This window comes from Fulvimarina pelagi HTCC2506 (assembly GCF_000153705.1).
Taxonomy (GTDB): Bacteria; Pseudomonadota; Alphaproteobacteria; order Rhizobiales; family Rhizobiaceae; genus Fulvimarina; species Fulvimarina pelagi.
Window position 1 is genome coordinate 344946 of sequence record NZ_DS022272.1, and the last position, 25719, is coordinate 370664.

Consider the following 25719-nt stretch of genomic DNA (forward strand, 5'->3'; position numbering starts at 1 on the left):
TCTGCAAAAAACCTGTGCAGCCAAGCGTTTGATGCTTTGTCGCGGGAACCGGTTCGCGCCTCGACCCGTATCGAGAGGGAAACTCAATTCCGAACGAACGGGACGCCTCTCAATGGACTATCCGCATCCCCATTCTACTGCGTCGATCGGCGGGCAGCCGGTCCATGCGATGTTTTCGCAATTTCCGACCGTCTGCTTCTCGCTGGCATTACTCACCGACATTTTCTACGTCCTAACCACCAATCTGATGTGGCAGGATTTTTCCGCGTGGCTCCTGCTGGCCGGCCTGGTCTTCGGTGGCATTGCATTGGTCGCCGGGATCATTGACCTGATCGGCAGCCGCGGCATCCGTGAGCAATCTTCGACCTGGCCCTATGCCGTCGGCTTTCTCGCCGCGATGTTGCTCGCCTTCGTGAACAGCCTCGTCCACGCCGGCGACGGCTGGACGGCCGTGATGCCGTGGGGGCTCGCTCTTTCAGTGGTAACGGTGATCGTCGTCGCAATGACGTCCTGGCTCGGTCGATCCCTTGTTTTCAAGTATGGTGTTGGAGTTTCGAACTATGAATAAATCTGTCCGTACCACCCGTACGCTCGCAGTTTCGACGAGTGCCGTCGTACTCCTGACTTTAGGTGCCTGCAGCGACGGCGACTTCGACTTGTCCCGCCAATTTGGCGCTGATCCGTACCTGCCGGAACCGACCAACGACATCATGCCGGACATGAAGGTCGCCTCGGTCGTTGGCTGGGAAGACGGCGAAACGCCGACCGTACCGGACGGATTGACGATCACGCCCTACGCGCAGGATCTCGGCAATCCGCGCACCGTTCACACCCTGCCTAACGGCGACGTACTTGTCGTCCAGTCGCAGGGGCCGTCCGGCAAGCCGTTGAACCGGCCGAAGGATTATATCCGCGGCTGGATCATGTCGATGGCCCATGGCAGTGGCGGCGGCAACCCGCCTGAGACCAACAAGATCACACTCCTTCGCGACACGAACCGCGACGGCGAGGTCGATGAACGTTCAGATCTGTTGACGGGACTTGCTTCACCCTTCGGCGTCGCCTGGATCGACGACACGCTCTACGTCGCGACGACCGAAGCCGTCATCTCGTATCCTTATGAACTTGGTCAGGCGCAGATCAGCGAGCAGCCTACACTGGTGACGCCGCTACCAGGCGGACCGATCAACCATCACTGGACGAAGGATCTGGCGCTGAGCCCGGACGGCGAGATGCTCTATGCTTCTGTCGGGTCGAATTCCAACGTCGTCGAGCGGGGTCTCGAGGCTGAGAAGGGCCGGGCGGCGATCTGGGAGATCGATCGCGAAACCGGCGCTTCGCGCGTTTACGCATCAGGTTTGCGCAATCCGAACGGCCTGACATTCCACCCCGAGACAGGCGAACTCTGGACCGTCGTCAACGAGCGTGACGAGCTCGGGCCGAACCTCGTGCCGGACTACATGACCTCGGTCGAGGAGGATGGCTTCTACGGCTGGCCATGGAGCTATTATGGCGACCATGTCGACGAACGCGTGATGCCGCGCCGGCCGGACATGGTGGAGCAGGCGATTTCGCCGGACTACGCGCTGTCGAGCCATGTCGCCGCGCTGGGGCTGACCTTCTCCAACGACTCGGCCCTACCGGAGGAATACGCCAACGGCGCCTTCATCGGCGAGCACGGCTCTTGGAACCGCGATCAGTTCAACGGCTATCACGTGGTCTACGTGCCGTTCGAGAACGGCGAACCTGCCGGCATGCCGCAGGAGGTCGTGACCGGCTTCCTCGACGGCGACGAGGCGCGCGGCCGCCCAGTCGGCGTCGGCATCGACGGAACCGGCGCACTGCTTGTTGCCGACGATTCCGGCAACACGGTCTGGCGCGTTGCAGCGGCCGATGGGTCGACAACCGACGAGGTGATCGGGACGGACCGTGTCTCGACGGCAGAAGCCGGTGGCGCAGTCAGTTCTTCTGAGGACAATTCGACATCAAGCGAGGGAAGCGCTGTGGCTGGCTCCGACAGTGAGGCCTCTTCCCGGGCGAGCGCTGCCGACGAACCGGTGACCTCCAGCGAGCAATCCGATTCTGAGCAGCCGACTGACTCGGATGCATCTATGTCCGATAGCCAATCGAGCGATACGAATGCGGATGCGTCCGTTGGCGACCAGTCTTCCGGATCCGCAACCGAACCGTCCCAGACCGACATCGCGCCGGCCGTTCTGCCGGAGGGAACGGTGGACGCTGCTCCGGAGGAAGCGCAATAACCGTTGAATGCTGTACCGGGGGAGGCGGTTCTCAACGCCGCCTCTCCCTGTTCCAGCTTCCGCCCATCGAACACCGCCGAAGGTCGCGCACTTTGGCATGGGCGTCGCCTATTTCATTGCCTTGACTGGTTGTGGCAGCGTAGCTGCTACGGAAAACCGGCAGGGCACCCATGTTCATCAGCGTCTTCGACATCTTCAAGATCGGTATTGGTCCGTCGAGTTCCCACACGATCGGACCGATGGTGGCAGCAACCCGTTTCCTTGACGAAGTGCGTGCACTGACCGATGGCGAAGTGAAACCGGTGCGCCTGCGGGTGCGGCTGCACGGTTCGCTCGCATGGACCGGCAAGGGCCATGCGAGCGACAATGCTGTTTGCCTCGGTCTCCTCGGCGAACAGGCCGATCGGATCGATCCGGACGACATCCAGCCGCGTCTTGAAAAGCTGAAGGTCGACAAAGTTGTCGAGGTCGAAAGTCTCGGCCAAATCGCCTTCGATCCGGCGACAGATCTTGTTTTCGACTACGACACACCGCGTGAGGGCCACGCGAACGGAATGACGTTCGAGGCCTACGATGCGGGCGGAACGCGCATCCTCAGATCGATTTACTATTCAGTCGGCGGGGGGTTCGTGATGTCGGAAGCCGAACTCGCGGCCTCGGCGGAAAGACGCAAAGGGGGGCTCGAAGAAGGCAAGAAGGCTCTCGGCTACCCCTATCCCTTCGGCACGGCTGTCGAGATGCTGAAGATGGGGCGCGAGGCCAAGCTTACCGTTGCTGAGATGAAGCGCGCCAACGAGGAGATCCATCTCGATCGCATTGCGCTGAACTACAGGCTCGACCAGATCTGGTTCGCTATGAGGGACTGCATCGATCGCGGCATCGCGCAGGAGGGGCAACTGCCCGGCGGCCTGCGCGTGAAGCGCCGCGCGAAGCGCATCGCCGACCGGTTGAGGGCGGACGAAGGCCGCAACCAGACCCAGCCCTATTCAAAGAACGACTGGCTCTCCGTGTATGCTATGGCCGTCAATGAGGAGAACGCCGCTGGCGGGCGCGTCGTGACCTCGCCGACGAACGGTGCCGCGGGTGTTGTGCCGGCGGTCATCCGCTATTACCGCGACCACTGCATCGGCGCGAACGACGAGGGCATCCGCATCTTTCTGCTCACGGCCGCCGCCATCGGCGCACTCGTCAAGCACAACGCCTCGATCTCTGGAGCTGAGGTCGGCTGCCAGGGTGAGGTGGGGTCGGCTTCGGCGATGGCCGCCGCGGGCCTCTGCGCGGCGCTGGGGGGCACCAACGAGCAGATCGAGAATGCCGCAGAGATCGCGCTGGAGCACCATCTCGGCATGACTTGCGATCCGGTGAACGGCTTGGTCCAGGTGCCCTGCATCGAGCGAAACGGCTTCGGTGCGATCAAGGCGGTCTCTGCCGCCTCTCTATCCCTCCACGGTGACGGCACCCACTTCATGCCGCTCGACAATTGCATCGAGACCATGCGCCAGACCGGCATCGATATGTCTGAGCGCTACAAGGAGACCTCCCGCGGCGGCCTTGCGGTCAACCTGCCGGAGTGCTGAAAGCGGGCAGATAAGCCTGAAGAGCGGGGGTCGCCTATCGCTGCATGTGCCTCGTGACGCGCGCCTCGGCGAAGTTCGTCAGGCGCCGCAGAATTTCGACGACCACAAGATAGAGTACGGCCGCCCAGACATAGGTCTGGAAATCGAATGTGCGTGCATAGGCCTGCCGCGTGATGCCGAAGAGGTCGTAGACGGTGATGATTGCGACGATCGCCGAGCCCTTGATCAGAAGGATGAGCTCGTTGGCATAGGGGCGCAGGGCGACGATCATCGCCTGGGGAAGCACAATCCGCGAGAATATGACGGAGCGCGAAATACCGAGCGAACGTCCACCTTCCCACTGGCCTTTCGGCACGCTTTCGATCGCACCGCGTAGGATCTCTGCCTGATAGGCAGCCGAGTTGAGGGCGATGGTAAAGAGCGCGCAGAACCAGGCCTCCCGGAAGAACCACCAGAGACCGATCGAGTCCAGAAAGCCGCGGAACTCGCCGAAGCCGTAATAGACGAGGAAGATCTGCGCGATCAGCGGAGTACCGCGGAAGAAGTAGACGAAGAGGAAGGACGGCACCCGCGCAGTTCGGCTCTCTGCCATACGCCCGAAGGCGATTGGTACCGAAAGGATCGCACCGCAGACAAAGCTCGAGACAACGAGGGACACTGTGACCCAGAGCCCTTCGAGATATGGCAGCCCGTAACGGGCGAAGAGGTCGGAATTCCAGCTTGCCGCGAGATAGTAGGCGAGCGAGGCGAAGACGACGACCCAGAAGCCGGCGAAGAGAATACCCGCAAGGCCGGGTTTCTTCTTTTCTGTCGATGGTGGTGCGGAAGCGGTGAGATCGGTCATCGTGACACCTCGCCACGCTTGGACCACTGGTCGATCCGCCCGATGGCGATCGATGAGATCAACGTCAGGACGAGATAAAGAAGGATTGCAGTTCCGAAAAAGAGGAACGGCTCGCGCGTCACGCGCGCGGCGATTTGCGACTGTCGCAAAATGTCCGTCAGCCCGATCACCGAGACGAGCGCCGTATCCTTCAGAAGGATCATCCAGAGGTTCGACAGCCCGGGCAGGGCGATGCGGACGAGTTGCGGGAAGATCACGAGCCGCATTGTCATGAAGGAGCCAATGCCGAGCGCATTTGCGCCCTCGTACTGGCCGCGCGGGATTGCCCTGAAGGCCGCGACGAAGACCTCTGATGCGTAGGCGGAGAAGACCAATCCGAGAGCGATCATGCCGGAGACGAAGCTCGAGAGGGCGATGTCCGGCAGCCCAGTCGCGTCCGAGAAGCTCTTCAGCAGGTTGTTAACGCCGAAATAGACGAGGAACAGTGTGAGGAGTTCGGGCAGCCCGCGAAAGATCGTGGTGTAGATATTGGCCGAGATGAAAAGAAGCCGGTCGCCCGACTGCTTGGCTAGCGCCAGAAGGAACCCGACTGCGAGGCCAATGGGCAGAGTGCAGACGGCCAGCGAACCGGTGACGAAGACACCATGGGCGATATCGTCGCCCCAGCCGGTCTCGCCGAAGCCAAGATGTGTAAGTGCTTCCATTCAGGCCCATCCCTTCAGGGGACCCGCAGCGAGTGCAATTGAAACGATCCGTTTCGTTGCCGCAAAACGCCGTCGCGATAAGTTCACACGTGAATTAAACCATGACGGAGGAAGAAAATGGCTTTCAGCCGCCGCACGTTTTTTGCCGGTGCCGCGAGTGCTCCGGTTTTCGTCAACTTCCTGACGCGTAGCGCCGCCGCGCAGGACGCGGAAACATCCGAGGTGGACGCGTCGAGCACTTCGACCCGTGTGCAAGCTCTTCCGATACAGAGAACCCGCGTCGGCGAACACGTCGTCACGGCGATCTCTGACGGCTATCTGGACATCAGCCTCGATCTCCTGACGAACATCGACGCGGACGCCGCGACAGACCTCTTGGCCAGCAAGTTTCAAGGCGACCCCCCGGTGACGACCGGCATCAACGCTTATGTCGTCGAGATGGCCGACCGGCTTGTTCTCATCGACACCGGAGGGGCGGGCGCCTTTCCCGAAATGGGCAAGCTGAACGAGAGAATCCGCCAGGCTGGCTTTCAGCCCACTGACATAACCGACGTTCTGATGACGCATCTCCATCCCGACCACGTCGGAGGTCTCGTCATCGACGGCCAACTCGCTTTCGCGAACGCCAACGTCCACGTTCATCAAACCGAGTTCGACTATTGGACTTCGACGGAAAACCGGGACGCCGCACCGGAGTCGGCGAGGGGATTCTTCGATACGGCCCGCACCGCGATGGAGACCACCGGCGACAAGGTCCAGACCTTCAGCGGCGATAATGAGGTCGTTCCAGGGATCACATCTCGGGAACTCTTCGGTCACACGCCGGGTCACACTGGCTTCATGATTGGGGAGGCTGAGAACGGGCTCTTCGTATGGGGCGATATCGTGCATGTGGGGCCGATACAGTTTGCGCGCCCCGATGTTGGTATCGCCTTCGATGCCAATCCGGAGCAGGCTATCGAAACCCGACAGAGAATCCTTGAGGAACTTGCCAGCAATCGAACGCGCATAGCCGGGATGCATATTGCGTTTCCGAGCTTTGGCCATGTCGTGACCGGCGACCGCGAAAACGAGGCCTATCGCTTCATTCCTTCCGATTGGGAGTATGTGATCGAGGGCTAGAAGGACTAGGCGCGGGCGTAGCCTAGCTATCGAAATGGAGACGGCCCGGCGTGCGGATTTGCGCGCCGGGCATTCTTCTTCCTCGAATGCCGGTAGAGCCGGCAACCGGCCTACTCGCCGTAGACGTCGAAATCGAAATATTTCGACTGGATCTCCTCGTAGGTTCCGTCCTCACGGATCGCAGCGATGGCCTCGTTCACCATGCCTTGAAGTTTCTCGTTATCCTTTCTCAGGCCGATTCCGATGCCTTCCCCGTAGATTTGCTCTTCGGCAGGTAGGGTACCGAGCAGCTTGCAGCAGGCTCCGGCTTCGCTCTTAAGCCACTGGTCGAGAACAACGACGTCGTCGAGCACAGCGTCGACACGGCCCGACTCAATGTCGAGCTTGTACTCCTCGGCCGACGGATATTGGCGCACTTCCGCGTCCGGAAAGTACTCCTCGGCAGCACGAGCGTGGGTCGTCGAGACCTGTGCCCCGATTGTCTTGCCGGAGAGTGCCTCTTCCGTTGCATCGGTGATATCGGAGTCCTTGAGTACGGCGACTGCCGGCGGCGTGTTGTAGTACTTGTTCGTGAAGTCGATCTGCTCTTCGCGTTCCGGCGTAATCGACATTGAAGCGACGATGAGATCGAAGTTGCCGTTCTGTAGCGCAGGGATCATGCCATCCCACTCTTGCGTGACGAAGCTGCACTCTACTCCCATTTCGTTGCAGAGCGCACGGGCGATATCAACGTCGAAGCCCTGCAGTTCGCCCGATGCGTCGAGGAAGTTGAACGGCGGATAAGCGCCTTCGGTGCCGACGACAATGTTCGACCAGTCCTTATCGGCATCGCTTTCTTGGGCGAGGGCCGGAACGGCGGCGAGGAGCGTTGTGGAAACGAGGGTGGATGTCAGGATTTTCAGCATGGATACCCTTTGTTCTTTCTTGCTGTCTTCTTGTTCTTCTATGGTGACTTCGGCGGCGTGCCGAAGCTGGCCGTCACCGCCTCTTAAACAGGCATGGCGCGGATTGCGGCAATGGTGGCATGAATATTATCGCGAAGACAATCGATTCTCTGCCGCTTCCCTAGCCGGTGAGAAATCGTTCCGCGGCCGCAAGCTCCTCAGGCGTGTTGATGTTGGAGAAGGGGTCCGGGCCGGACGTACCCCATTCTGGATTGAACGCGATCGTGCTGTAACCGACATGTTTGAGAAAATGGCGTAGCGCACGCGGACGCTCGTCGTCGAGCCAGCGAGACAGCGTCGACAGGAGGGTCACCGGCCAGAGCGCTACCGTCGGATGGAGGCGCCCGCCGCTTTCGACGCTTACGATTTCCCGTTCCTTGGCCGCGGTGACGAGTCGCGAGGCGATGTCGATGGGCAGGAACGGGGTGTCCGAGGGAAGAATAATGGCGTGCGTAATCTCCTCGTGATACTTCTCGAGCGTCGAAAGACCGGCCTCGATCCCGGCAAGCGGACCCTGGAACCCTGCACGGACATCCGGCACGACCTGCTCGCCGAACGCATCGAAACTGCCGTCCGCCGGCGCGTTGACGAGGATCGGCGTGTAACCGGCCAGCCGCTCCACGACATGAGCGATCATGGGCCGTCCGGCGAGCCTGCGCAGCGGCTTCGGTTCACCCTCCTCGCCCATCCGCGAGCCGCGGCCCGCAGCAAGGATGATCGCCCCCGCTCTCATGTTTCAGCGACGCGTGGAGCAATCAGCGATAATAGAAGAGCGAGAACCGCGGCGCCCAACATGACCAGCACAAGGCTGGTCGCAGCGGCCGGGCCGACGGCGAAGGTCGCCGTGATCGAGGAGGCAATGGCCCCGAGCCCGATTTGCGCCGAGCCGAGAAGGCCGGCAGCAGCGCCGGCTGCATCGGTTCTGACGCTAACGCCGCCGGCGGTCGCGGACGGGAGCGTCATGCCGTTGCCGATGCCGAGCAAGATCATCGGCCCGAACAGGCTCAGCGGGCTGAGGCGATCGAGGAGGATCGGCACGAGGATGACGAGCACCGATGCAAGCGTCAGCACCGAGCCGATTACCATCATCCGCTTGATGCCGACGCGCTCCGACATGCGTCCCGTCAGGAAGTTGCCGATTGCATAACCGAGCGGGCAGAGGATGAACCAGACACCGTACTCGGCCGGCGTCAGGCGGAGCACCTCGACCGAGACGAAGGTTGCGCCGCCGAGAAAGCCAAAGAATGCGGCGGTGATGAAGGAACTCGCACCGGCGAAGATCCAAAAGCTCGGTTCTGAGATCAGCTTGCCGTAGTTCGAGAGTTGCCGCGTTACGGGCGTGCCAAGGTTTGGGTTCGTCTCGTTGAGATCGAAGTGAACAAGGACGAGGCTCAGGACGCCAAGCGCCATCAACAGCCAGAAGACGCTCCGCCAGCCGAGCCAAGTGTCCATGACGCCACCGACCGCAGGGCCGATCATCGGGGCGACCGCCAGGCCCATCGTCACGTAGCCGATCATCGCGGCCGAACGTCGACGCGAATAGACGTCCCGCACGATTGCGCGCGACAGGGCGATCCCGGTCGCACTCGCCGCCTGAACGATGCGACCGATCAGGAACCAGCCGATCGTTTCGGAAAAGAGGCAGATCGCTGTGCCGACGAGGAAGAGCACCATGCCGCCGATGATTACCGGGCGGCGCCCATAACGATCGGAGAGGGGACCGGCGATGACCTGAAGGACGGCGACCGCGACGAGATAAAGCGAAAGACCAAGACCAACCGTGGGCCCATCCGTGCCAAGAGCCTCGGCGATGGTCGCCATGGACGGTATGAATATGTTGATCGCCAGCGGCGATATCGCCGATGCAATCATCAGCGTGACCAACATAGGTTTTCGCGCGGCCACGTCCGGTGTCGAGGTTTGGAGGGTCGTCAAGGGGACGTCTCGTCGTCTGCGGATGCAAACAGTCGGCCGGCGAAGGCGATCCTTCCGACGCGCTGCTGTTCGAACAGCGATATAGAGCGCCTTGAGATCATGGAACCTCTACAACGAAACCACAGATCTTTTCAGAGGATCGCGTTACGCAAGTTTCTACTATATTATAAGTCGTACTTATGAAAAACTCACAGTAATGTCATCGACTGGTTCAAATTGCAGTAAAGCTGGAAACGCAAGGGCAATGAGATACAGCAATTCTTTTCTCACAGAGATTATGAACTGAAGGGAAAGCGATCGAGATGCTGTATGAATTGTTTGTTGGTGGTGGATATAGTGGCGGTTCGACTTCGCCCTCGGCACCCGCAACGCAACCGAGCCAGAGCGAACAGCCGCCTAGTGGCGAGACACAGACTTCGCAGCCAGCGCCAAGCGGCAGTAGTTCGGGCGATGAAACTGCCCCTACTTCCGCGGCGGATACCTCAAGTCAGGCGTCCGGTGCGGGTCAGGCGCAGTCCTCTGCGCCGGCAAGTGCTGCAGCTAAACCTGCTTCGGCTCCACAAAGCGTAGCTACTCGTGCGCCTGCTTCAGGAATGGAATCGAATGCTTCATCTGGTGCTCTGCGTCCGGATGCCGCCGCACCCAAACGGTTCGGCGTTGACGAACGCGCTCGTGCCCTTGCCGTCCAGGCCGAGCTAAGAGTCCGGGCGATGATCGAAGACATGGCGAAAGTGCAGACGATCGACATACTGGGCGATGCACCCGGCGCCGAGGACGAGATGGTCGATGGCCGTGGCGCCGTGGGACAGGTCACGAACGCATATTCAGAGAATTCGGCCGCGGCAAGCCGGTCACCCTATTCCGAGGCCTCTGAAGCCGTCGCGGCCTGATGAAACACATGCGGAAACGTTTCGCGGCTCGGTTCAGCCCTGCAAAGGCGCCGACGGGCCGCGGAGCGAATTCGTAACGTCGCCTACGATCGGATCGTAGGTGTCGCGCGCGCTCTCCGGGTAGCGGATCGCGACCGAATGGATCAGGTCACCGCGAAAGATGTAGCGCTCGTAGAAGATGCGGCCGTCGAGATAACCCGAAACAACCGCCCAACGCTCGCCTGAAGCCTTGTAGGTTACATCGTCCGCATCGGCTCGCTGAGAAATCACCGATTTCGGCGTTTCGCCGCCTTGATTGTTGCGAGCGTAAATGAAGATCTCAGCGCCGCTCGGAGCGCTCCAGCCAAGACCGTCGCCGCTTGTCGGGGCCGGCAGTCGGTTCGGGAAGAGCTCGGTTGGAAAGGTTGCGCTCGTGCCGAAGCGCTCGTTCTTGTAGAAAAGGTCTTCGGCGCTGGCGGGCGTAAGGACTGTGGCGGCGGCAATCGAGGCTGCCGCAAGGGTCGTCGTCAAGCGAATCATCGGTCTTAACCTGCTGTTACTTGCGTATTCCGACGCTTGCAAAACCGGTCTTAACCTCTGCTGAACAGGCTCTAGCCTCCAGTCACGCTCATATGACGGGAAACGGACGGATTGCGCGTCTTCCTGTCGATAACGAAGTCGTGGCCTTTTGGTTTACGCGAAATCGCGCGGTCGATCTCTTCGGCGAGAAGGTCGTTGCCTTCTGAGGAACGCAGCGGCTCGCGCAGATCCACGGCGTCTTCCTGACCGAGGCACATGAAGAGTGTACCGGTGCAGGTGACACGGACACGGTTGCAGCTCTCACAGAAGTTATGGGTCATCGGCGTTATGAAGCCGAGACGACCGCCGGTTTCGGCGACTTCCACATATCGGGCCGGACCGCCGGTCTTGAACGGGATGTCGTTCAGCGTCCATTGCCGCGACAGGTCGGCCCGCACCTTACTGAGAGGCAGATACTGGTCCGTGCGATCCTCGTCGATCTCGCCCATCGGCATGGTCTCGATCAGGGTCATGTCCATGCCTCGGCCATGAGCCCATTCGATCATCGAGGGAATTTCACTGTCGTTGAAGCCCTTCAGCGCAACGGCATTCAGCTTGACGTGAAGACCTGCCTCCTGTGCAGCGTCGATGCCTTCCATCACCTTCTTGAGTTCGCCCCAGCGGGTGATCCGCCGGAACTTGTCGGCGTCGAGCGTATCGACCGAGACGTTGAGGCGGCGGACGCCGGCGTCCGCAAGATCCTTGGCGAATCGCTTGAGTTGCGAGCCGTTCGTCGTCAGGGTCAACTCCTCGAGCGCACCCGTCTCCAAATGGCGCGACAGCGAGCGGATGAGGTACATGATATTCTTGCGCACCAGCGGCTCGCCGCCAGTGAGGCGTAACTTCTTCACTCCCTTCGCGATGAATGTCGTCGAAAGTCGATCAAGCTCTTCGAGCGTCAGGAGATCGCGTTTCGGCAGGAACTCCATATCCTCAGCCATGCAGTAGACGCAGCGAAAGTCACACCGGTCCGTTACCGAAACACGCAGATAGGTGATGTGACGACCGAACGGATCGACCATCTCCCCGTTTGCGCCGTTTTGGAAAGTTGCCAGCTCCGAGCGAGCCCCGCCTTGCCTCACTTCGATAACGCCAGAAGGCGGTCTGAAGGTCGGAAGGCCATCCTGTTTGAAAAGCGTTGTCTTGGTCATCGCATATTCTTATCAGAGGGAAATCGAAGCCGAAACAGATGCTTTCGTTCCAGACATGTTCAATTACGAATGTGGACGCCGGTCCACCTGGGATCAAGCGGTGCGGCTTGATCGGATGTCTTGCTTCGCGCAGACCTCATAGACCCGAAGACCTTGTTCGCCTGTGGCGACATCGCCATTGGTAGGTGAGCCGCAGCTGCCGCCAGCGGCACTCGAACGACAGGAGGCCCCCGCATGATCGCGCGCCAGACACCGCCGAGTGAAATCCGGGTATCGAAGGACAAGCGAACCATGACGCTCGCTTGGCCCGGACGTGAACCCGAGGAGCTTTCGGCGGAGTATTTGCGCGTTCACTCCCCCTCTGCCGAAGTTCAGGGGCATCGAGCGTCCGAGCGCAAGACTCAATTTGGAAAGCGGGACGTCGAGATCCGCAAAATTCAACCGGTAGGCAATTACGCGATCAAGATCAGCTTTTCCGACGGACACGACACCGGGCTTTATTCCTGGACCTATCTCTCCGAGCTCGCGGCTGAGAAAGACGAGAAATGGGCAGCTTATATTCACGAGTTGGAGGAAAAGGGGCTGCCGCGGTAAGTGTACAAGCCAAGCCGTTAGACTCTAGATCTCATTGAACTCCGAAAGAGCTTCAACTGTCGCACTGAGATCCTTCAGTTTGCTGACGACGGTCGTCGCTCCGGCTTCGGTGAGCGCTTCAGCGTGGCCGGGGAAAGTGTGACTTGCGCCGGTGAAGCCGACGACCCGGCAGCCGGCTGCGCTGGCGGCGGATACGCCATGGACCGAGTCTTCGATGACGAAGGTGTCGGACGGCTTCACCCCGAAAGTCTCGCACGCATGTAGGAAGACGTCCGGTGCCGGTTTGCCCTGCTTGGTGCCGACCTCAAGCGCTGCAAAGACGTGCGGGCCGAAGTAGTCCCAGAGCCCCACATGGTCGAGTTCGAGCTCCAGTCTCTTCGAGGATGAATTCGAGCATATGCAGATGGGAACGCCTTTGGCTGCAAAGGCTTCGATCGCTTCGCGCGCGCCGGCGATTTCCTCCACCTCCTCGCCGAGCCGGCGATCAATTTCGGCATCCGCGCGCTCGATAAGGCTCGCCGACATCGGCTGTCCGCTCTCCTCGCTGATCTTTTCAAGGATCACCGGGAAGGTCAGCCCAGCAAAGCGGATTGCGAGATCTTCGGCGCTCATTTCGACGCCATACTCGGCGATCAGCTTCGCCTCGACGTCTGCGGCGATGATCTCACTGTCGACCAGCACGCCGTCGCAATCGAAGATCATCAGCTTTGGCATTGGCATCGTAACGGTTCCTTGCAGCGAGCATCGGAGGAATTTTCGCGCTGCGGTATCACGCGTGGCGGTGAGGCGCCAAGCCTGAGCGGCGCTGATTTCGCAAGCCGCTTTCATCGCTAATTAACCGCGTTCGGTAACTCTGTTCCGCGAAAGACCTGTTGAAATTCGAAGTCAAGCGGCGGTGTAGAGTATGAAGCGTAGCGGACCCGTTCTCGTCCACAGTCAGCCATTCCCGGAGATCGACTGGCGGAACCAGATTCTGCAGGGACACTGCGTGACGGAGATGGAGCGCCTGCCAGCTGAGTCGGTGGATGTGATCTTCGCCGATCCCCCTTACAACCTGCAGCTCGGCGGCGACCTGATGCGCCCCGACCACTCCAAGGTGGACGCCGTCGACGATGCTTGGGACCAGTTCGAGAGCTTCCAGGCTTATGATGCCTTTACGCGTGCCTGGCTGCTGGCGGCGCGGCGCGTCCTGAAGCCGAACGGCACGCTCTGGGTGATCGGTTCCTACCATAACATCTTCCGCGTCGGCGCGAGCCTTCAGGATCTCGGCTACTGGATCCTCAACGACATCGTCTGGCGCAAGACGAACCCGATGCCGAACTTTCGCGGCAAGCGTTTCCAGAACGCGCATGAGACTCTGATCTGGGCGTCGCGCGACGCGAAGGCGAAGAGCTACACCTTCAACTACGAGGCCTTGAAGGCGTCGAACGACGACGTGCAGATGCGATCCGATTGGCTCTTCCCGATCTGTTCGGGCGGAGAACGGCTCAAAAACGAGGACGGCGCGAAGGCACACCCGACCCAGAAGCCCGAGGCACTTCTCGCACGCATTCTGCTGGCCTCGACCAAACCCGGCGACGTGGTCCTAGATCCGTTCTTCGGAACGGGGACGACAGGCGCAGTCGCCAAGCGTCTTGGTCGCGACTTCGTCGGCATCGAGCGCGAGGAGGAGTATGTGAAGATCGCCCAGCAGCGTATCGCCGATGTAGAGCCGCTCGACGACGACGATCTGAAGATGGCCGCCGGGAAGCGCGCTGAGCCGCGCGTGCCGTTCGCGAGCCTCGTCGAGGCGGGCCTCGTGACACCAGGCACCGAACTCACCGACTCCAAACGCCGCTACCGGGCGCGGGTGAGGGCGGATGGAACGATTGCCGTCGGCGACGATGCCGCCTCGATCCACCGGATCGGCGCACGCGTTCAGGGGCTGGACGCGTGCAACGGGTGGACCTTCTGGCACGTCAAGGAAGGCAAGAACCTCACGCCGATCGACGAACTGCGCCAGCTAGCAAGACAGCGGATGGCGACGGCGGCGATTGCCTAGCGCGCATGCCGTTGAGTACCTGGTCGCAGTAGGCTTGCTTGGCTCTGCAGCCTTCGCGTTAATGCACGTTGGCACGAGAAGATTGCTCAAACACTGACTTACTCATGCTGATGACGCCGGTCGTTTTCTCACGGAGGCACTCACCAAAGGCTACTTAATGCGACGGAAGTGTTGGTCCGAGGTCTTACCCGAGAGCCTTATCGACGACCTTCCGCATCAGCGTTGGTAGACCTTGGTCCGCGATTTCATGCCGTGCGGCCCACCAGCCCTCGTTTGAGGGTTCCGCGTCGATCTCGGCGCGGTACACCTCCAACGTCAGCTTGAAATGCGTGAAACCGTGCGCGATCGCGCCAACATGCATCCAATCGGCTTTGAAAGGTGCGACATCGGCTCCGGTCTCGCCGTCTTTCCTTGCGGACCACGCCGTCGATGGCGCTTCCGCCATCCCGCCGAGCATGCCGGAGGCCGGGCGCCGGCGGAGCCAAACCGCGCCGTCGCTCGACCGGGTTGCGACGAAGGCGGCGCCGGTTCTCTGCGGCACCGGACGTTTTGCCGCCTTCACGGGGTAGGCGGTCTGGTCGCCATGGCTGCGAGCCTCGCATTGTTCGGCGGCGGGGCACAGGAGGCAGCTCGGCGAACGCGGCACGCAGATCGTCGCGCCGAGATCCATCATGGCCTGTGCGAAGTCGCCGGGCCGATCCTTCGGGGTGAGGCCAGTGACCTTCTCCTTCACGTGTGGCTTCGCGCCAGGTAGCGGAGCGGAGATGCGGTAGAGCCGTGTGATCACGCGTTCGATATTTCCGTCGACCACCGGAGCGGCTTCGTCGAATGCGATCGAGGCTATGGCGGCGGATGTATAGTCGCCGATCCCTGGCAGCGCCTTGAGTGCGGCCGCTGTCCGCGGGAAGGCGCCGCCGTGATTTTCGACTACCTCTTTCGCGCAAACATGAAGGTTGCGAGCCCGGCTGTAATAGCCGAGCCCCGCCCACTCGGCCATGATCTCGCTCGCCTCGGCGTTCGCGAGGTCGCCCACCGTCGGCCAACGATTGACGAACCGTGCGAAAAAGGGTTTCACCGCCGCGACCGTAGTCTGCTGGAGCATGATCTCCGAAAGCCAGATCTTGTAAGCATCCGGACGATGGCCTTCTCTCCTGGCCTTCGGACCGAGCCGCCAGGGCATGTCGCGCGCGTTCCTGTCGTACCAGGCAAGAATCTCTTCGGAGAGCGAACTGGGCGGAAGCGGCATGGGCAGGCTTTCAGGTCTGCGGAAGGGGCGGAAATGATCAAGGTGGAGCTGAAGACGCGATGAACCCAGTGACGTCTTTTGCTCGCCTGATCAATCCGCCGACCGAAGGGATGGCCGAGCGCAATCGGCCAGCGATCATTCTGTCCTACGCCGTCATGCCGCTCGCCGGGTCGTTGGCCAGCTTCATGATTGTCGTCCTGGCCTGCTGGGCGGCGATTTGTCTCGTTGTCGGACGGCTCGCCTGGCGCCCTTTCGGCGCCGCAGCGCCGATCGTGTGGAGCCATGTCGTTCTTTTCAGCGTCCTTGCGCTCGCGGACATCGTGAATATTGCGCCCGGAACGGCCGCGCTCGATATCGGTTTGCGCCTGTTCTTCCTGATGCCCGTCGTGGCGGTCCACCGGGTGGCGATATCCAGCACGGGGGATGTCCTGGAGGCGGTATTTCGTGGAGCGGCAATCGGCGGCATTCTCGCACCGGTCCTCGGACTAGCGTCCATCCTGCTCTCAGGCAGCTACCGGGCCGAGGGACTGGCGGGGAATGCCGGTCCGTTCTCGATCCTGTGCCTGCTGACGGCAGGTCTCGCACTTCTCGGTCTTCGAGCGAAAAAGGACATGTTGTGGAATGCGGCTGCGCTGCTCGGCGCGTTCGGCGCTGCGCTCGCGGTCGTCATGACTGGTATGCGTGGAGCCTGGCCGGCGCTTCCAATCGTTCTGGCTATCGTGGTTTGGGTCCGATGGCGGGATCTCCCGGACGTCTGGGCTCGCGTCGAGAAGCGGCATCGGGTTTGGGCGATCGGCGCCGCGTTGCTCCTGACCCTTGTCGGGGCGGTCCTCGGTGCGGAGTATATTGGCTATCGAACGCAGAAGCTGATCGAAGATGTCCAGGCGCTTTTCCTGAGTTCGGACGCGAACTCTTCCGTCGGCCTTCGTGCGGAAATGTACCGTGCTGGGATTGCGGCACTTCTCGAACGACCGCTTCTGGGCTGGGGCGAGAGCGGCGTATGGCCAGCCCTCGAGCCGCGCCTCGGCGCAGCATTCGCCGACGGTTTCTCCTACAGCCATCTCCACAACATGATTCTGACGGTCGGCGTCCAGGCCGGCGTTCTAGGCATCCTTGCCCTTATCGCCGTCCTCATCACACCGGTCTGGTGCGCCTATCGCCAGCGGAACCGGGCTGAGGGTCGGGCGCGGCTTGCCTTTGCGCTCATTCTCGTCTGCGCCTATGCGATCCCTGGTCTGACGAACATCATGTTTTTCCATGATATTCTCGATGGGGTCTGGGCGCTTTCGATCTGGACTTTAGCGGGTACGATGATGGCCGATCCAGAAGCCCCGGACGAGAGGGGAGGTGGGTGATGAGCGATTTCGAGAGACCCAAGCGAAAACCTCCCGCGCGGTCCCTCTCAGATGTCGCCGCGAAGCTCGTCGATCCCGTGCTTCGCAAGAAGGCTGGCATGACCTCCGAACTCGCTTTGGCCTGGCCCGAGATCGCCGGACCGCGCCTTGCCGGGCAGACGCGGCCGCTCGAATTCCGCTGGCCGCCGAAGCGCGGCGAAGACGACCCCTTCGAGCCGGCGACGCTCGTGATCGGCGCCGAGCCGGCGGCGGCTCTCAGGTTGCAGCACCAGACCAGCGAACTGATCGCCCGGATCAACCGGCTTTACGGCTTCGTGGCCGTGGCGAAGGTAAAAATCACGCAGATGTCCGTGATGGAAGCCTCGCGAAGCAACAAACCTGGCACGCGTCCCCTGGATGATGCGGATCGCCTAAAGGTCGAAGCGATGGTCGGTCACATCGTAGATGAAACCTTGCGCCAATCCCTGAGGGCTTTTGCCGAGGCAACGCTCGGTCGAACCGATCGCAAGCGCGACTAAGCCGGCGGAGACTTGTGCCCGCATGACGGAATTGTAAGTCCGCGCGCACGTCGTTCGTGGTAGGCAACGCGCATGCGCCCATATAGTGACCGCTGCAAGACGATTTTCACAACGGAGAGACTTCACCCGTGACCCGCTCCAACATATCGACCTTGAAGCTGACCATGCTCGCCATGGCCGGCGCGAGCCTCATCACGCTTGCTGCCTGCAGCGACGAGGACACCTCCGCCAACGGCATCGTACAACCGGATGCGGCTCAGGCCGGCACATCCGATGCGGCCGGGTCGACGGTCCAGGCCGAAGAGCCAGCAGGCACGGACCCCGAAGCGGCAAGCGAGGCCGCGCCCGCCGCGCAGACTTCGGAGAGTTCGTCCGGGCAAACGCTGACCCCCGCTGCCGAGGTGCCTGAGTCCTCTGGAAGCGTCGATGTCGCAGACCTAATGTCCGAGCAGGCCCTGCCGGATATCGTTCAAGGCGATCCTGAGGCGCCGGTTACCATTGTCGAATATGCGTCGATGACCTGCGGCCACTGCGCCGACTTCCATGAGAACAGCTATCCGGCCATCAAGGAGGCTTATCTCGACACTGGCAAGGCGAAATTGATTATCCGCGAATTTCCGTTCGATCCGGTGTCTCTCGCCGCTTTCATGATGGCCCGCTGTGCGGGAGACGATCAGCGGCGTACGGCTATGGTCGACGTTCTTTTCGACCAGCAGAGCACTTGGGCGACGGCGGAAAGCCCATCGCAGGAACTCCTAAAGATCGCCCGGATGACGGGTATGGGGCAGGACGAGTTCGTTGCCTGTCTCGACAATAAGGAACTCCAGCAGCAGATTGTCGATGTCCAAAAGAAGGGCGAAACCGAGTTCGGCGTCTCTGCGACCCCCACTTTCTTCATCAACGGCGCTAAGTATTCCGGCTCGATGAGCCCGGAGAACATGGCGGCCGCGATCGAGGCCGCAACGCCGACGAACTGACCGGAAAGCGATTTCGGAGACACGGCGACGGCGATCCCGTTACAGTGTCTCCGCCCTTTGCCTGTGCCCCCAAGAAGATTCCGCGGGGGCGCTCTTGGTGTTGCGGACTTGCCGCGCTAAACGCGTGGACAGACTTACCAAGACGTTCCGACCCGGCGGTTCGATGCCACAACGCATATTTCCATTTCAGAAGGGCAGGGCCGAACGCCCGGCAGATCCGCTGGAGTCGCTAGGACTCAAGGGCGCAGACCTTTCACTTCTCGCATCGCTAAACCTACCGGTGCCGCCAGGCTTTACCATCTCCACCTATGCCTGGCGCGAAGCGAAGGGCGGACGAGACGACCTCCCCATGGGCCTGCGGGCGGATCTGCGCGATCAGGTCGAGGCCCTCGAAGAGGTCACGGGCCGGCGCTTCGACGGCGATCGTCGGCCGCTTCTTCTTGCCGTGCGTTCCAGCGCGAAGACGGCGATGCCAGGGCTCGCGGAAAGCGTACTCGATGTCGGTCTCAATGGGCGGACGGTCGAGATCCTCGCCGAGGAACTGGATGACGCGACTTTTGCGTTTCGCAGCTATCGCCGGCTGATCGAGAGCTATGCCCAACTCGTCTTCGACACCGATCCCACCGATTTTGAGGAGATTGCCGACGAAGAAGCTGGCGAGAAGGGCTGGACGGGCGAGCCTGCCTCCATCGACGACTGGCGGTCTCTCATAGCGAGATTGAACGCTTTTCTTGCCGACGAGCTCGATGTCGTCATGCCGCAAACGCCGTTCGAACAACTCGTCGAAATCGTGAACGCCGTATTTAAAAGCTGGCGGAGCGCGCCTGCGCAAGCCTATCGGGCGCTGCATGGCATACCGGAGAATTCCGGTCTCGCCGTGACCATTCACTCCATGATTTTCAACGAGCGCAATGCTCAGTCCGGGCGGGGACGTGCGCTCTCGCGCGACATGGCGACAGGCCGCCCTCAGCTGACGGGAGAATTCCAACTCGGCTCGGGTCACGTCCTCAGAAACGGGGAACACCGCACGATCGATCTCGCAGGCGCCTTGGCGGATGGCGGTTCGGATTATCCCGCCGACATCGCGGATCTCGACGATCACGTACGCGCGGTCGAGGCCTATCTTGGCGATCTGGCCGAAGTCGAATTTATGATCGGTGACGGCGAGCTTTTCCTCCTCCAGTCGCGCGTCGGTCGCCGCAGTGCATCCGAGGCCGTGCGACTGGCCGTCGAATTTGTGCGGGATGGCCTAATAGACGAAGCCGAGGCGCTGACGCGCATCGACGCAACCTCGCTGGATCAACTGCTCCACCCGTCTATCCAGCGCGACGAGAGCTTCGTGGTGATGGCACGTGGTATGCCGGCCTCTCCCGGCGCAGCGACCGGCGAGATCGTGTTCTCGTCTGATCGCGCGCAGGCGGTAGCGGCTGAGGGCCGCAAGGTCATCCTCGTCCGCCACGAGACCTTCCCAGAAGACATCCACGGCATGCACGTTTCCGAGGGTGTCCTCACCATCCGCGGTGGCACGACAAGTCACGCTGCGGTCGTTGCGCGTGGAATCGGAAAGCCTTGCGTGACCGGGGCAGGAACGCTCCGCCTCAACGCGGCAACGGGAGAACTCCACGCAGGAAACAAGGTCCTCAGACAAGGCGATGCAATCACGATCGACGGGGCTTCAGGCGAAGTGATCGAAGGCGCAGTGACACTCGTCCGGCCCTCCCTCGATGGCGATTTCGCAACGCTGATGGAGTTCGCCGACCGGGCGCGGCAGATGAAGGTACGCACGAACGCCGAGACGCCCGCAGAAGCGCGAGCGGCGCGGGATTTTGGTGCCGAGGGAATCGGCCTCACCCGAACGGAGCATATGTTTTTCGAGGGTGATCGGGTGCGCGCCATGCGTGAGATGATCCTTGCTTCGGACGAGAATGGCCGCCGCGCCGCGCTTGAAAAGCTTCTACCGATCCAACGCGCGGACTTCGTCGAGCTCTTTGAGATAATGGCCGGACTGCCGGTGACGATCCGGCTGCTGGATCCACCGCTGCACGAGTTCCTGCCCCAGGCCGAGAATGACATCGACGAAGCAGCGGAGTTCCTTGGCGTCAACGTTTCGAGCCTGCGTGAACGCATCGCCGCGCTGCAGGAATTCAATCCGATGCTCGGACATCGCGGTTGCCGGCTTGCAATCTCTTATCCGGAGATTGCCGAGGTTCAGTCGCGCGCGATCTTCGAGGCAGCCGTGGAAGCCGGGGCGAAAACGGGCGCGGCCGTAACGCCCGAGATCATGGTGCCGCTCGTCAGCCTTCGCAGGGAGCTCGATTTCGTCAAGGAAAGGATAGATGCCGTCGCTGCACAGGTGATCGAAGAGACCGGTACGAAACTCACCTACCGCGTCGGGACGATGATCGAACTGCCGCGGGCCATCGTGCGCGCAGACACGATCGCCGAGGCCGCCGATTTCTTTTCCTTCGGTACAAACGACCTCACGCAGACTGTCTTCGGCATATCACGTGACGATGCCGGCACCTTCCTGTCGACTTATGTCCGTGAGGGTATCGTCGAGCGTGACCCATTTCAGACAGTTGATGTGGAAGGCGTAGGTGAACTCATCCAGATTGCCGTCGAAAAGGCGCGGCGCACCAAGCCGGACATCGAACTCGGCGTGTGTGGCGAACAGGGCGGCGACCCAGCCTCGATTGCCTTCTTTGCTGAAGCCGGCCTCGACTACGTCTCCTGCTCGCCCTTCCGCGTGCCGATCGCCCGGCTCGCTGCCGCTCAGGCGGCGATCCGGGAAGGCCGGATCACTCGTGGTGGACGTTCGCGCCGCTGAGCGTCTTCTTCAAAGTCCATAGTAGACGCTGATCGCCAGACAGCTCGCCAGGCCGATGACAACGTTCATCGGTCCGCCGATCTTCAAGAAGTCCACGAAGCGATAATTGCCCGCGGCGTAAACCAAAGTGTTCGTCTGATAGCCGATTGGCGTCGCAAAGGAGGCGGATGCGCCGAACATGACAGCCGCGACCAGGGCGCGAGGTTCCATGCCGATCGAGGCCGCAAGGGCGATCGCGACGGGTGTGAGGATAACCGCGACTGCGTTGTTCGTAACCATCTCGGTCAAAACAGATGCGAGAGCATAGATCAGTATTAAAACGGCGAAGGCGGGCATTGTCCGCAGTATCGGCTCGATCGACGCAACGATGAGGTCGATGCCTCCGGTCTTGGCAAGGCCCTCACCGATCGAGAGCATGGCGAAGATGAGGATGAGAAGATCGGCACGGATCGAGCGCCAGGCTTCGTCGGCATCGATCACCCGCAGCAGCAGCAGGGCAGCGATGGCAACGAATGCGAGTGCCTGAATTGAGCCTACGCCAAGAGCGGAGAGAACGACTACGGCGGCGAGCGCTCCGATGGCAAGCGGCGCCTTCTCCCGCCGAAAGGGCCGGGCATGTGAGGTGTTGATCTCGATCAAATCGTTTGTGTCTGCGATCCTCGTAATCGCCTCCGGCGCACCTTCGAGCAGGAGCCGATCCGCCGGACGCAGGCGCGTCTCCAACAGCGACGGGCCCGGCGTATGGCGATGGCGCCGGACGCCTATCACTGCGACCCCGGAGCCCGAATAGCCGATCAGATCGTCGATCCGCCGGCCAATGCCGCGGCGGTGTGGCGCGGCGGTAGCCTCGACCACGACGGTTCCTGCGTTCTTGCGCGAGCGGCTGAGCCGGCCGACGCGGTAATGATCGCTGTCGTTGAGTGTGAGGAGTTCCTCAGCGGTCGCAAAAAGAATGAGGCGGTCACCCCGTTCGATAACCTGATCCGGCAGGTCGCGCCGGATGGTCTCGCCTCCGCGCCGAATTGCGACGACCTTCACGCCACGCCGTGAAAGGCTGGAAACGTCCTTGATCGTCCGACCGATGGCGCTCGCTTCCTCCCGAACGGTGATTTCGCTCAAATATTTGTCGTTGTCTTCGTCGCCGGATAGCGCTTCCTCCGTCCCGCTGCGGTTTGGCAGCAGCATAGGTCCGAAAACCACGAGGTAGACGAGCCCGACCACCGCACCGAAGAGGCCGATCGGCGTGATCTCGAAGATCGTGAACGCATCGAGGCCTTGCGAACGGGCAACACCGTCGACGAGGAGGTTGGTGGATGTGCCAAGCAGCGAACAGGTGCCGCCGAGAATGGTGACGTAGGATAGTGGGATGAGGAGCCGCGACGATCCCACCTCAAGCTTTTTCGCGATCTCGACGAGGATCGGGATCATTACAATTACAACAGGGGTGTTGTTCATGAAGGCCGAGGCCAGCATGACGCCAGCAGTAAGGATTGCCATCGTTACAAACGGCTGACTGGCTGAGCGTTCGACCAACCAGCTTGCCGCCGCCTCCAAGATACCAGTCCGGATTAAAGCGCCCGACAAAACGAACATGGCGGCGATCGTGATCGGTGCCGGGTTGGAAAAAGCGGCGGAGAGTTCGTCCGCGTCGAGGTAACCAAGTATGAGAAAGCTCACGGCACCGGCGACTGCGATTACTTCCGGCGGGTAGCGTTCGAAAGCGAAGCCTATGAAAACCACAACGACAATCGCGATGCCGATGTAGGCCGAATAGTCGGCGAGGAATGCGCTCATGGGCTTACATGCCGCTCTCGCAGGGCGCACTGAATGCTGACAATCGGAGGAAGACGTCGGGGTCCGGGGGTAGCGCGGATCTGCGGCAATGCTGTTTCGCTGGTCTCATTCCGGAGAAGGTAACGCTCGCGGATAAAAGAAAATCCCGGCCAAGATCAAAATCTTGCCGGGATCGGTGTCGGGACGGCGATCGCCGTCATTATGGGGACTCCGCTTATGCGGCGGCCTTGTTGATGCCGCCGGTAGCGAGAGCGGTCATGGTGCGGTCCCCATCCGCCGTATGATCGAGGCAGGACTGAAGCTTTTTGGCTTCGTCCTCGAGGCCGAGACGTTTCGCAAAGGCCACGAGGCAGCCATATCCAGCGATCGCATAATGGGCCATACGCTGGTACTGGGTGATGATCATTGCATCGCGCGCATCAGGATCGCTGATGTCTTCTTCCAGACCATGGGCACGGGCTTCCTTCACGAGGCCCTCCATTCCTTTGCAGAACTCACCCTTTGGATCTGCGCCATGACCTTCGATGATGGCGGAGAGTGTTTTCATACCATCTTCGATGCCGTCGATGCCCGCATTCAGCGCCTTCTTTAGATCCTCGCTTTTTGCGGCCGCAGCAAGTTCGCGCGTCACCTTTTCCGACTGGTTGCAGGCGCTGTAAATGTCCTGCGCCTGATCAATGTAGATATCCTTCAGATTGCTAATCGTCATAATCAGTCCTTCCTAGATCGGTTGTTGTGGGGCATAGCGCTCTCTGGCACGAATCGTTCCACGCTGAAGGGCTGGCGACACGACCTGCTCTGCAGAGCGATTGGCAAATCAATCGGTCTGTTCAATTCACTCGCGCGGACCGGCCACTTTGCGTGACGGCAAACGGTTGCGAAGGGTCTGTGCAGAAGAGCTTCTAAGTAACGCCTGCGTGAACTGGTCTCATATCGAGACCGTAGCGATTTCGATTACATAGCCTGCCATGGATACGACTACGCGCCAAAGTTTCGATCTACGCCTTCCGCCATTCGTCACCACGATGCGCGAAAGTCAGCGCTTGCGTCTGGCGACCCTTGTTCGCCTGAGATGGCTTTCGGTCGCAGGCCAGATTGCAACGGTAATATTCGTCGCATGGGGCGTATGGTGGCCAATCCCTGCTTGGTACTGCCTCGCCCTGATCGCGGCGTCTGTCGCGCTTAACATCTATCTGACGACCCAGTTTCCGGCCAGTCGACGGCTCTCACCAGGCGCGGCCGCAGGTGTCCTCACATTCGACATCCTGCAGCCCACGGGACTTCTCTACCTTACCGGCGGGCTCAACAATCCGTTCTCAGTATTTCTGATTGTGCCTTGCCTGATCGCGTCGGCGACCCAACCGCCCGCGACCACCTTCGGCCTTGGCTTCCTCGCAACAGTGTGCGCGACCGGCCTCGCAATTTTTCATCTGCCGCTTCCCTGGCCTGACGGACAGAGTTTCGAGCTGCCGGCGGTCTATCTGGCAGGGTTGTGGTATGCCATCGTCGGGACTTTGGTCTTCTCGGCCATTTACGTCTACCGGGTCGCCGCGGAGTCCAGGGCGCTCGCCGACGCTCTAAGCGCCACAGAACTGGTACTCCAGCGCGAGCAGCACATTTCCGCGCTCGATGGTCTTGCAGCCGCAGCCGCCCACGAACTCGGTACGCCGCTCGCGACGATCGCGCTCGCAACAAAGGAGATGAGCCGGACTGTCCCGAAGGATAGTCCTTTGCGTGACGATATCGATCTTCTACTCGAGCAGTCGGAGCGCTGCCGGGAGATTCTGCGCCAGCTTTCGAGCCTTTCCTCTTCGTCGGAAAGCCATATGGCGAAGTTGCCGCTCCTTTCTCTCATTGATGAGGTTGCAGAGCCCCATCGCAATTTCGGCGTAACAGTTGCTGTCGAAACGTCCGGCGATGGTGCAGAGCCGGTAACACGGCGCAATGCCGGCGTGCTGTACGGCCTCGGAAACATCGTCGAGAATGCCGTAGATTTCGCGCAGTCGGCGGTGATGATAGAGGTGATGTGGAGCGAGACGAACGTATCGGTCACCGTCAAAGACGACGGGCCCGGCTTCAACGCGGATGTTCTTGCAAGGATAGGAGATCCTTACATGCCGGACAAGTTACGCAGCGATCGTCGAGCCGGTGGCGGTCTGGGTCTTGGGGTCTTCATTGCGAAAACCCTCCTCGAACGCTCTGGCGCCGCCATTCGCTTCGAGAATCGGCGCGATCGCGACAAGTCCGTTGGCGAAAGAAACGGCGCGATCGTCACAGTCGAATGGGCCCGGACGGCCTTCGAGGAGGGAGGGTCGCTCGCGCGGATGAGCCAGACCGACTGAGCGCTACCTACAGGTAGGTTGCGGCTGGTAGCCGCAGTC

Annotated in this window: 23 protein-coding genes; 12 read left to right on the forward strand and 11 right to left on the reverse strand. The window is 61.1% G+C overall.

Annotation, left to right across the window (positions count from 1 at the left end; all coding sequences use genetic code 11):
* The first annotated feature begins 112 nt into the window (after nt 1–112).
* The 3 genes from FP2506_RS01590 to FP2506_RS01600 all read left to right on the forward strand — a co-directional run bounded on the left by FP2506_RS01590 (nt 113) and on the right by FP2506_RS01600 (nt 3838).
* Nucleotides 113–568 (forward strand): DUF2231 domain-containing protein, encoded by a 456-nt coding sequence (locus FP2506_RS01590; protein WP_007065611.1) that lies wholly within the window; start codon nt 113–115, stop codon nt 566–568.
* On the forward strand, nt 561–2261 hold the full coding sequence (locus FP2506_RS01595; protein ID WP_007065612.1) for a PQQ-dependent sugar dehydrogenase: 1701 nt from the start codon (nt 561–563) through the stop codon (nt 2259–2261). Before FP2506_RS01590 ends, FP2506_RS01595 begins: the two co-directional genes overlap by 8 nt.
* A gap of 170 nt (nt 2262–2431) precedes the next feature.
* Nucleotides 2432–3838 carry an L-serine ammonia-lyase gene (locus FP2506_RS01600; protein WP_007065613.1) on the forward strand — a complete coding sequence of 469 codons (1407 nt, stop codon included), beginning with the start codon at nt 2432–2434 and terminating at the stop codon, nt 3836–3838.
* A 34-nt stretch (nt 3839–3872) separates the two neighbouring features.
* Here the strand turns inward: FP2506_RS01600 and FP2506_RS01605 are convergent, their stop codons facing one another.
* On the reverse strand, nt 3873–4682 hold the full coding sequence (locus tag FP2506_RS01605; RefSeq protein ID WP_007065614.1) for an ABC transporter permease: 810 nt from the start codon (nt 4680–4682) through the stop codon (nt 3873–3875).
* Nucleotides 4679–5386, reverse strand: coding sequence for an ABC transporter permease (locus tag FP2506_RS01610; RefSeq protein ID WP_007065615.1), 708 nt, complete (start codon nt 5384–5386; stop codon nt 4679–4681). The genes FP2506_RS01605 and FP2506_RS01610 overlap by 4 nt, the downstream gene beginning before the upstream one ends.
* Before the next feature lie 117 nt (nt 5387–5503).
* On the opposite strand from FP2506_RS01610, the gene FP2506_RS01615 reads away from it, so the two are divergent.
* Nucleotides 5504–6508, forward strand: a complete 1005-nt coding sequence (locus tag FP2506_RS01615; RefSeq protein ID WP_007065616.1) for an MBL fold metallo-hydrolase — start codon at nt 5504–5506, stop codon at nt 6506–6508.
* Nucleotides 6509–6618: 110 nt separating this feature from the next.
* Here the strand turns inward: FP2506_RS01615 and FP2506_RS01620 are convergent, their stop codons facing one another.
* From FP2506_RS01620 to FP2506_RS01630, 3 genes are all read right to left on the reverse strand, one after another.
* A complete protein-coding gene (locus tag FP2506_RS01620) occupies nt 6619–7413 on the reverse strand; it encodes an ABC transporter substrate-binding protein (protein WP_007065617.1) in 795 nt (264 codons plus the stop codon).
* Nucleotides 7414–7573: 160 nt separating this feature from the next.
* Nucleotides 7574–8185 (reverse strand): molybdenum cofactor guanylyltransferase, encoded by a 612-nt coding sequence (gene mobA, locus FP2506_RS01625; RefSeq protein ID WP_007065619.1) that lies wholly within the window; start codon nt 8183–8185, stop codon nt 7574–7576.
* Nucleotides 8182–9387 (reverse strand): multidrug effflux MFS transporter, encoded by a 1206-nt coding sequence (locus tag FP2506_RS01630; protein WP_244404108.1) that lies wholly within the window; start codon nt 9385–9387, stop codon nt 8182–8184. The genes mobA and FP2506_RS01630 overlap by 4 nt, the downstream gene beginning before the upstream one ends.
* A 710-nt stretch (nt 9388–10097) precedes the next feature.
* Between FP2506_RS01630 and FP2506_RS18635 the strand changes: the two genes are divergently transcribed.
* Entirely contained in the window at nt 10098–10277 is a 180-nt protein-coding gene (locus FP2506_RS18635) for a hypothetical protein (protein WP_148227437.1), read from the forward strand.
* Between the two features lie 33 nt (nt 10278–10310).
* Here the strand turns inward: FP2506_RS18635 and FP2506_RS01640 are convergent, their stop codons facing one another.
* Nucleotides 10311–10796 (reverse strand): hypothetical protein, encoded by a 486-nt coding sequence (locus tag FP2506_RS01640; protein WP_007065622.1) that lies wholly within the window; start codon nt 10794–10796, stop codon nt 10311–10313.
* Between the two features lie 71 nt (nt 10797–10867).
* The gene (gene moaA / locus FP2506_RS01645; RefSeq protein WP_040489290.1) at nt 10868–11857 is read right to left on the reverse strand and encodes a GTP 3',8-cyclase MoaA; all 990 of its coding nucleotides are present in this window, start codon (nt 11855–11857) and stop codon (nt 10868–10870) included.
* 363 nt (nt 11858–12220) lie between these two features.
* On the opposite strand from moaA, the gene FP2506_RS01650 reads away from it, so the two are divergent.
* Entirely contained in the window at nt 12221–12580 is a 360-nt protein-coding gene (locus tag FP2506_RS01650) for a gamma-butyrobetaine hydroxylase family protein (protein WP_007065625.1), read from the forward strand.
* 24 nt (nt 12581–12604) lie between these two features.
* Here the strand turns inward: FP2506_RS01650 and FP2506_RS01655 are convergent, their stop codons facing one another.
* A complete protein-coding gene (locus FP2506_RS01655) occupies nt 12605–13300 on the reverse strand; it encodes an HAD family hydrolase (protein WP_040489291.1) in 696 nt (231 codons plus the stop codon).
* 184 nt (nt 13301–13484) lie between these two features.
* Here FP2506_RS01655 and FP2506_RS01660 point away from each other — a divergent pair, with 184 nt between their 5' ends.
* A complete protein-coding gene (locus FP2506_RS01660; RefSeq protein WP_007065627.1) occupies nt 13485–14621 on the forward strand; it encodes a site-specific DNA-methyltransferase in 1137 nt (378 codons plus the stop codon).
* A gap of 184 nt (nt 14622–14805) precedes the next feature.
* Here FP2506_RS01660 and mutY read toward each other — a convergent pair whose 3' ends face one another.
* A complete protein-coding gene (gene mutY, locus FP2506_RS01665; protein ID WP_007065628.1) occupies nt 14806–15867 on the reverse strand; it encodes an A/G-specific adenine glycosylase in 1062 nt (353 codons plus the stop codon).
* A gap of 59 nt (nt 15868–15926) precedes the next feature.
* Here mutY and FP2506_RS01670 point away from each other — a divergent pair, with 59 nt between their 5' ends.
* The 4 genes from FP2506_RS01670 (at nt 15927) to ppdK (ending at nt 21544) form a co-directional block, all read left to right on the forward strand.
* Nucleotides 15927–17222, forward strand: a complete 1296-nt coding sequence (locus FP2506_RS01670) for an O-antigen ligase family protein (RefSeq protein WP_007065629.1) — start codon at nt 15927–15929, stop codon at nt 17220–17222.
* A complete protein-coding gene (locus tag FP2506_RS01675) occupies nt 17222–17740 on the forward strand; it encodes a DUF721 domain-containing protein (RefSeq protein WP_007065630.1) in 519 nt (172 codons plus the stop codon). Before FP2506_RS01670 ends, FP2506_RS01675 begins: the two co-directional genes overlap by 1 nt.
* Nucleotides 17741–17868: 128 nt before the next feature.
* Nucleotides 17869–18717 carry a DsbA family protein gene (locus tag FP2506_RS01680; protein WP_244404109.1) on the forward strand — a complete coding sequence of 283 codons (849 nt, stop codon included), beginning with the start codon at nt 17869–17871 and terminating at the stop codon, nt 18715–18717.
* A gap of 163 nt (nt 18718–18880) precedes the next feature.
* A complete protein-coding gene (ppdK, locus tag FP2506_RS01685) occupies nt 18881–21544 on the forward strand; it encodes a pyruvate, phosphate dikinase (RefSeq protein ID WP_007065632.1) in 2664 nt (887 codons plus the stop codon).
* Between the two features lie 9 nt (nt 21545–21553).
* Here the strand turns inward: ppdK and FP2506_RS01690 are convergent, their stop codons facing one another.
* Both FP2506_RS01690 and FP2506_RS01695 read right to left on the reverse strand, forming a co-directional pair.
* Complete coding sequence (locus FP2506_RS01690) at nt 21554–23338, reverse strand: SLC13 family permease (RefSeq protein ID WP_007065633.1); 1785 nt, start codon at nt 23336–23338, stop codon at nt 21554–21556.
* 214 nt (nt 23339–23552) lie between these two features.
* Complete coding sequence (locus FP2506_RS01695; protein WP_007065634.1) at nt 23553–24047, reverse strand: YciE/YciF ferroxidase family protein; 495 nt, start codon at nt 24045–24047, stop codon at nt 23553–23555.
* 259 nt (nt 24048–24306) lie between these two features.
* Between FP2506_RS01695 and FP2506_RS01700 the strand changes: the two genes are divergently transcribed.
* Entirely contained in the window at nt 24307–25680 is a 1374-nt protein-coding gene (locus FP2506_RS01700) for an ActS/PrrB/RegB family redox-sensitive histidine kinase (RefSeq protein ID WP_007065635.1), read from the forward strand.
* The last annotated feature ends 39 nt before the right edge of the window (nt 25681–25719 follow it).

Bases quoted from the DNA above. Each gene is read 5' to 3' on its own strand.
- FP2506_RS01590 (WP_007065611.1), top strand. From the start codon at position 113: ATGGACTATCCGCATCCCCATTCTACTGCGTCGATCGGCGGGCAGCCG.
- FP2506_RS01595 (WP_007065612.1), top strand. From the start codon at position 561: ATGAATAAATCTGTCCGTACCACCCGTACGCTCGCAGTTTCGACGAGT.
- FP2506_RS01600 (WP_007065613.1), top strand. From the start codon at position 2,432: ATGTTCATCAGCGTCTTCGACATCTTCAAGATCGGTATTGGTCCGTCG.
- FP2506_RS01605 (WP_007065614.1), bottom strand. From the start codon at position 4,682: ATGACCGATCTCACCGCTTCCGCACCACCATCGACAGAAAAGAAGAAA.
- FP2506_RS01610 (WP_007065615.1), bottom strand. From the start codon at position 5,386: ATGGAAGCACTTACACATCTTGGCTTCGGCGAGACCGGCTGGGGCGAC.
- FP2506_RS01615 (WP_007065616.1), top strand. From the start codon at position 5,504: ATGGCTTTCAGCCGCCGCACGTTTTTTGCCGGTGCCGCGAGTGCTCCG.
- FP2506_RS01620 (WP_007065617.1), bottom strand. From the start codon at position 7,413: ATGCTGAAAATCCTGACATCCACCCTCGTTTCCACAACGCTCCTCGCC.
- mobA (WP_007065619.1), bottom strand. From the start codon at position 8,185: ATGAGAGCGGGGGCGATCATCCTTGCTGCGGGCCGCGGCTCGCGGATG.
- FP2506_RS18635 (WP_148227437.1), top strand. From the start codon at position 10,098: ATGATCGAAGACATGGCGAAAGTGCAGACGATCGACATACTGGGCGAT.
- FP2506_RS01640 (WP_007065622.1), bottom strand. From the start codon at position 10,796: ATGATTCGCTTGACGACGACCCTTGCGGCAGCCTCGATTGCCGCCGCC.
- moaA (WP_040489290.1), bottom strand. From the start codon at position 11,857: ATGGTCGATCCGTTCGGTCGTCACATCACCTATCTGCGTGTTTCGGTA.
- FP2506_RS01650 (WP_007065625.1), top strand. From the start codon at position 12,221: ATGATCGCGCGCCAGACACCGCCGAGTGAAATCCGGGTATCGAAGGAC.
- FP2506_RS01655 (WP_040489291.1), bottom strand. From the start codon at position 13,300: ATGCCAATGCCAAAGCTGATGATCTTCGATTGCGACGGCGTGCTGGTC.
- FP2506_RS01660 (WP_007065627.1), top strand. From the start codon at position 13,485: ATGAAGCGTAGCGGACCCGTTCTCGTCCACAGTCAGCCATTCCCGGAG.
- mutY (WP_007065628.1), bottom strand. From the start codon at position 15,867: ATGCCGCTTCCGCCCAGTTCGCTCTCCGAAGAGATTCTTGCCTGGTAC.
- FP2506_RS01670 (WP_007065629.1), top strand. From the start codon at position 15,927: ATGAACCCAGTGACGTCTTTTGCTCGCCTGATCAATCCGCCGACCGAA.
- FP2506_RS01675 (WP_007065630.1), top strand. From the start codon at position 17,222: ATGAGCGATTTCGAGAGACCCAAGCGAAAACCTCCCGCGCGGTCCCTC.
- ppdK (WP_007065632.1), top strand. From the start codon at position 18,881: ATGCCACAACGCATATTTCCATTTCAGAAGGGCAGGGCCGAACGCCCG.
- FP2506_RS01690 (WP_007065633.1), bottom strand. From the start codon at position 23,338: ATGAGCGCATTCCTCGCCGACTATTCGGCCTACATCGGCATCGCGATT.
- FP2506_RS01695 (WP_007065634.1), bottom strand. From the start codon at position 24,047: ATGACGATTAGCAATCTGAAGGATATCTACATTGATCAGGCGCAGGAC.
- FP2506_RS01700 (WP_007065635.1), top strand. From the start codon at position 24,307: ATGGATACGACTACGCGCCAAAGTTTCGATCTACGCCTTCCGCCATTC.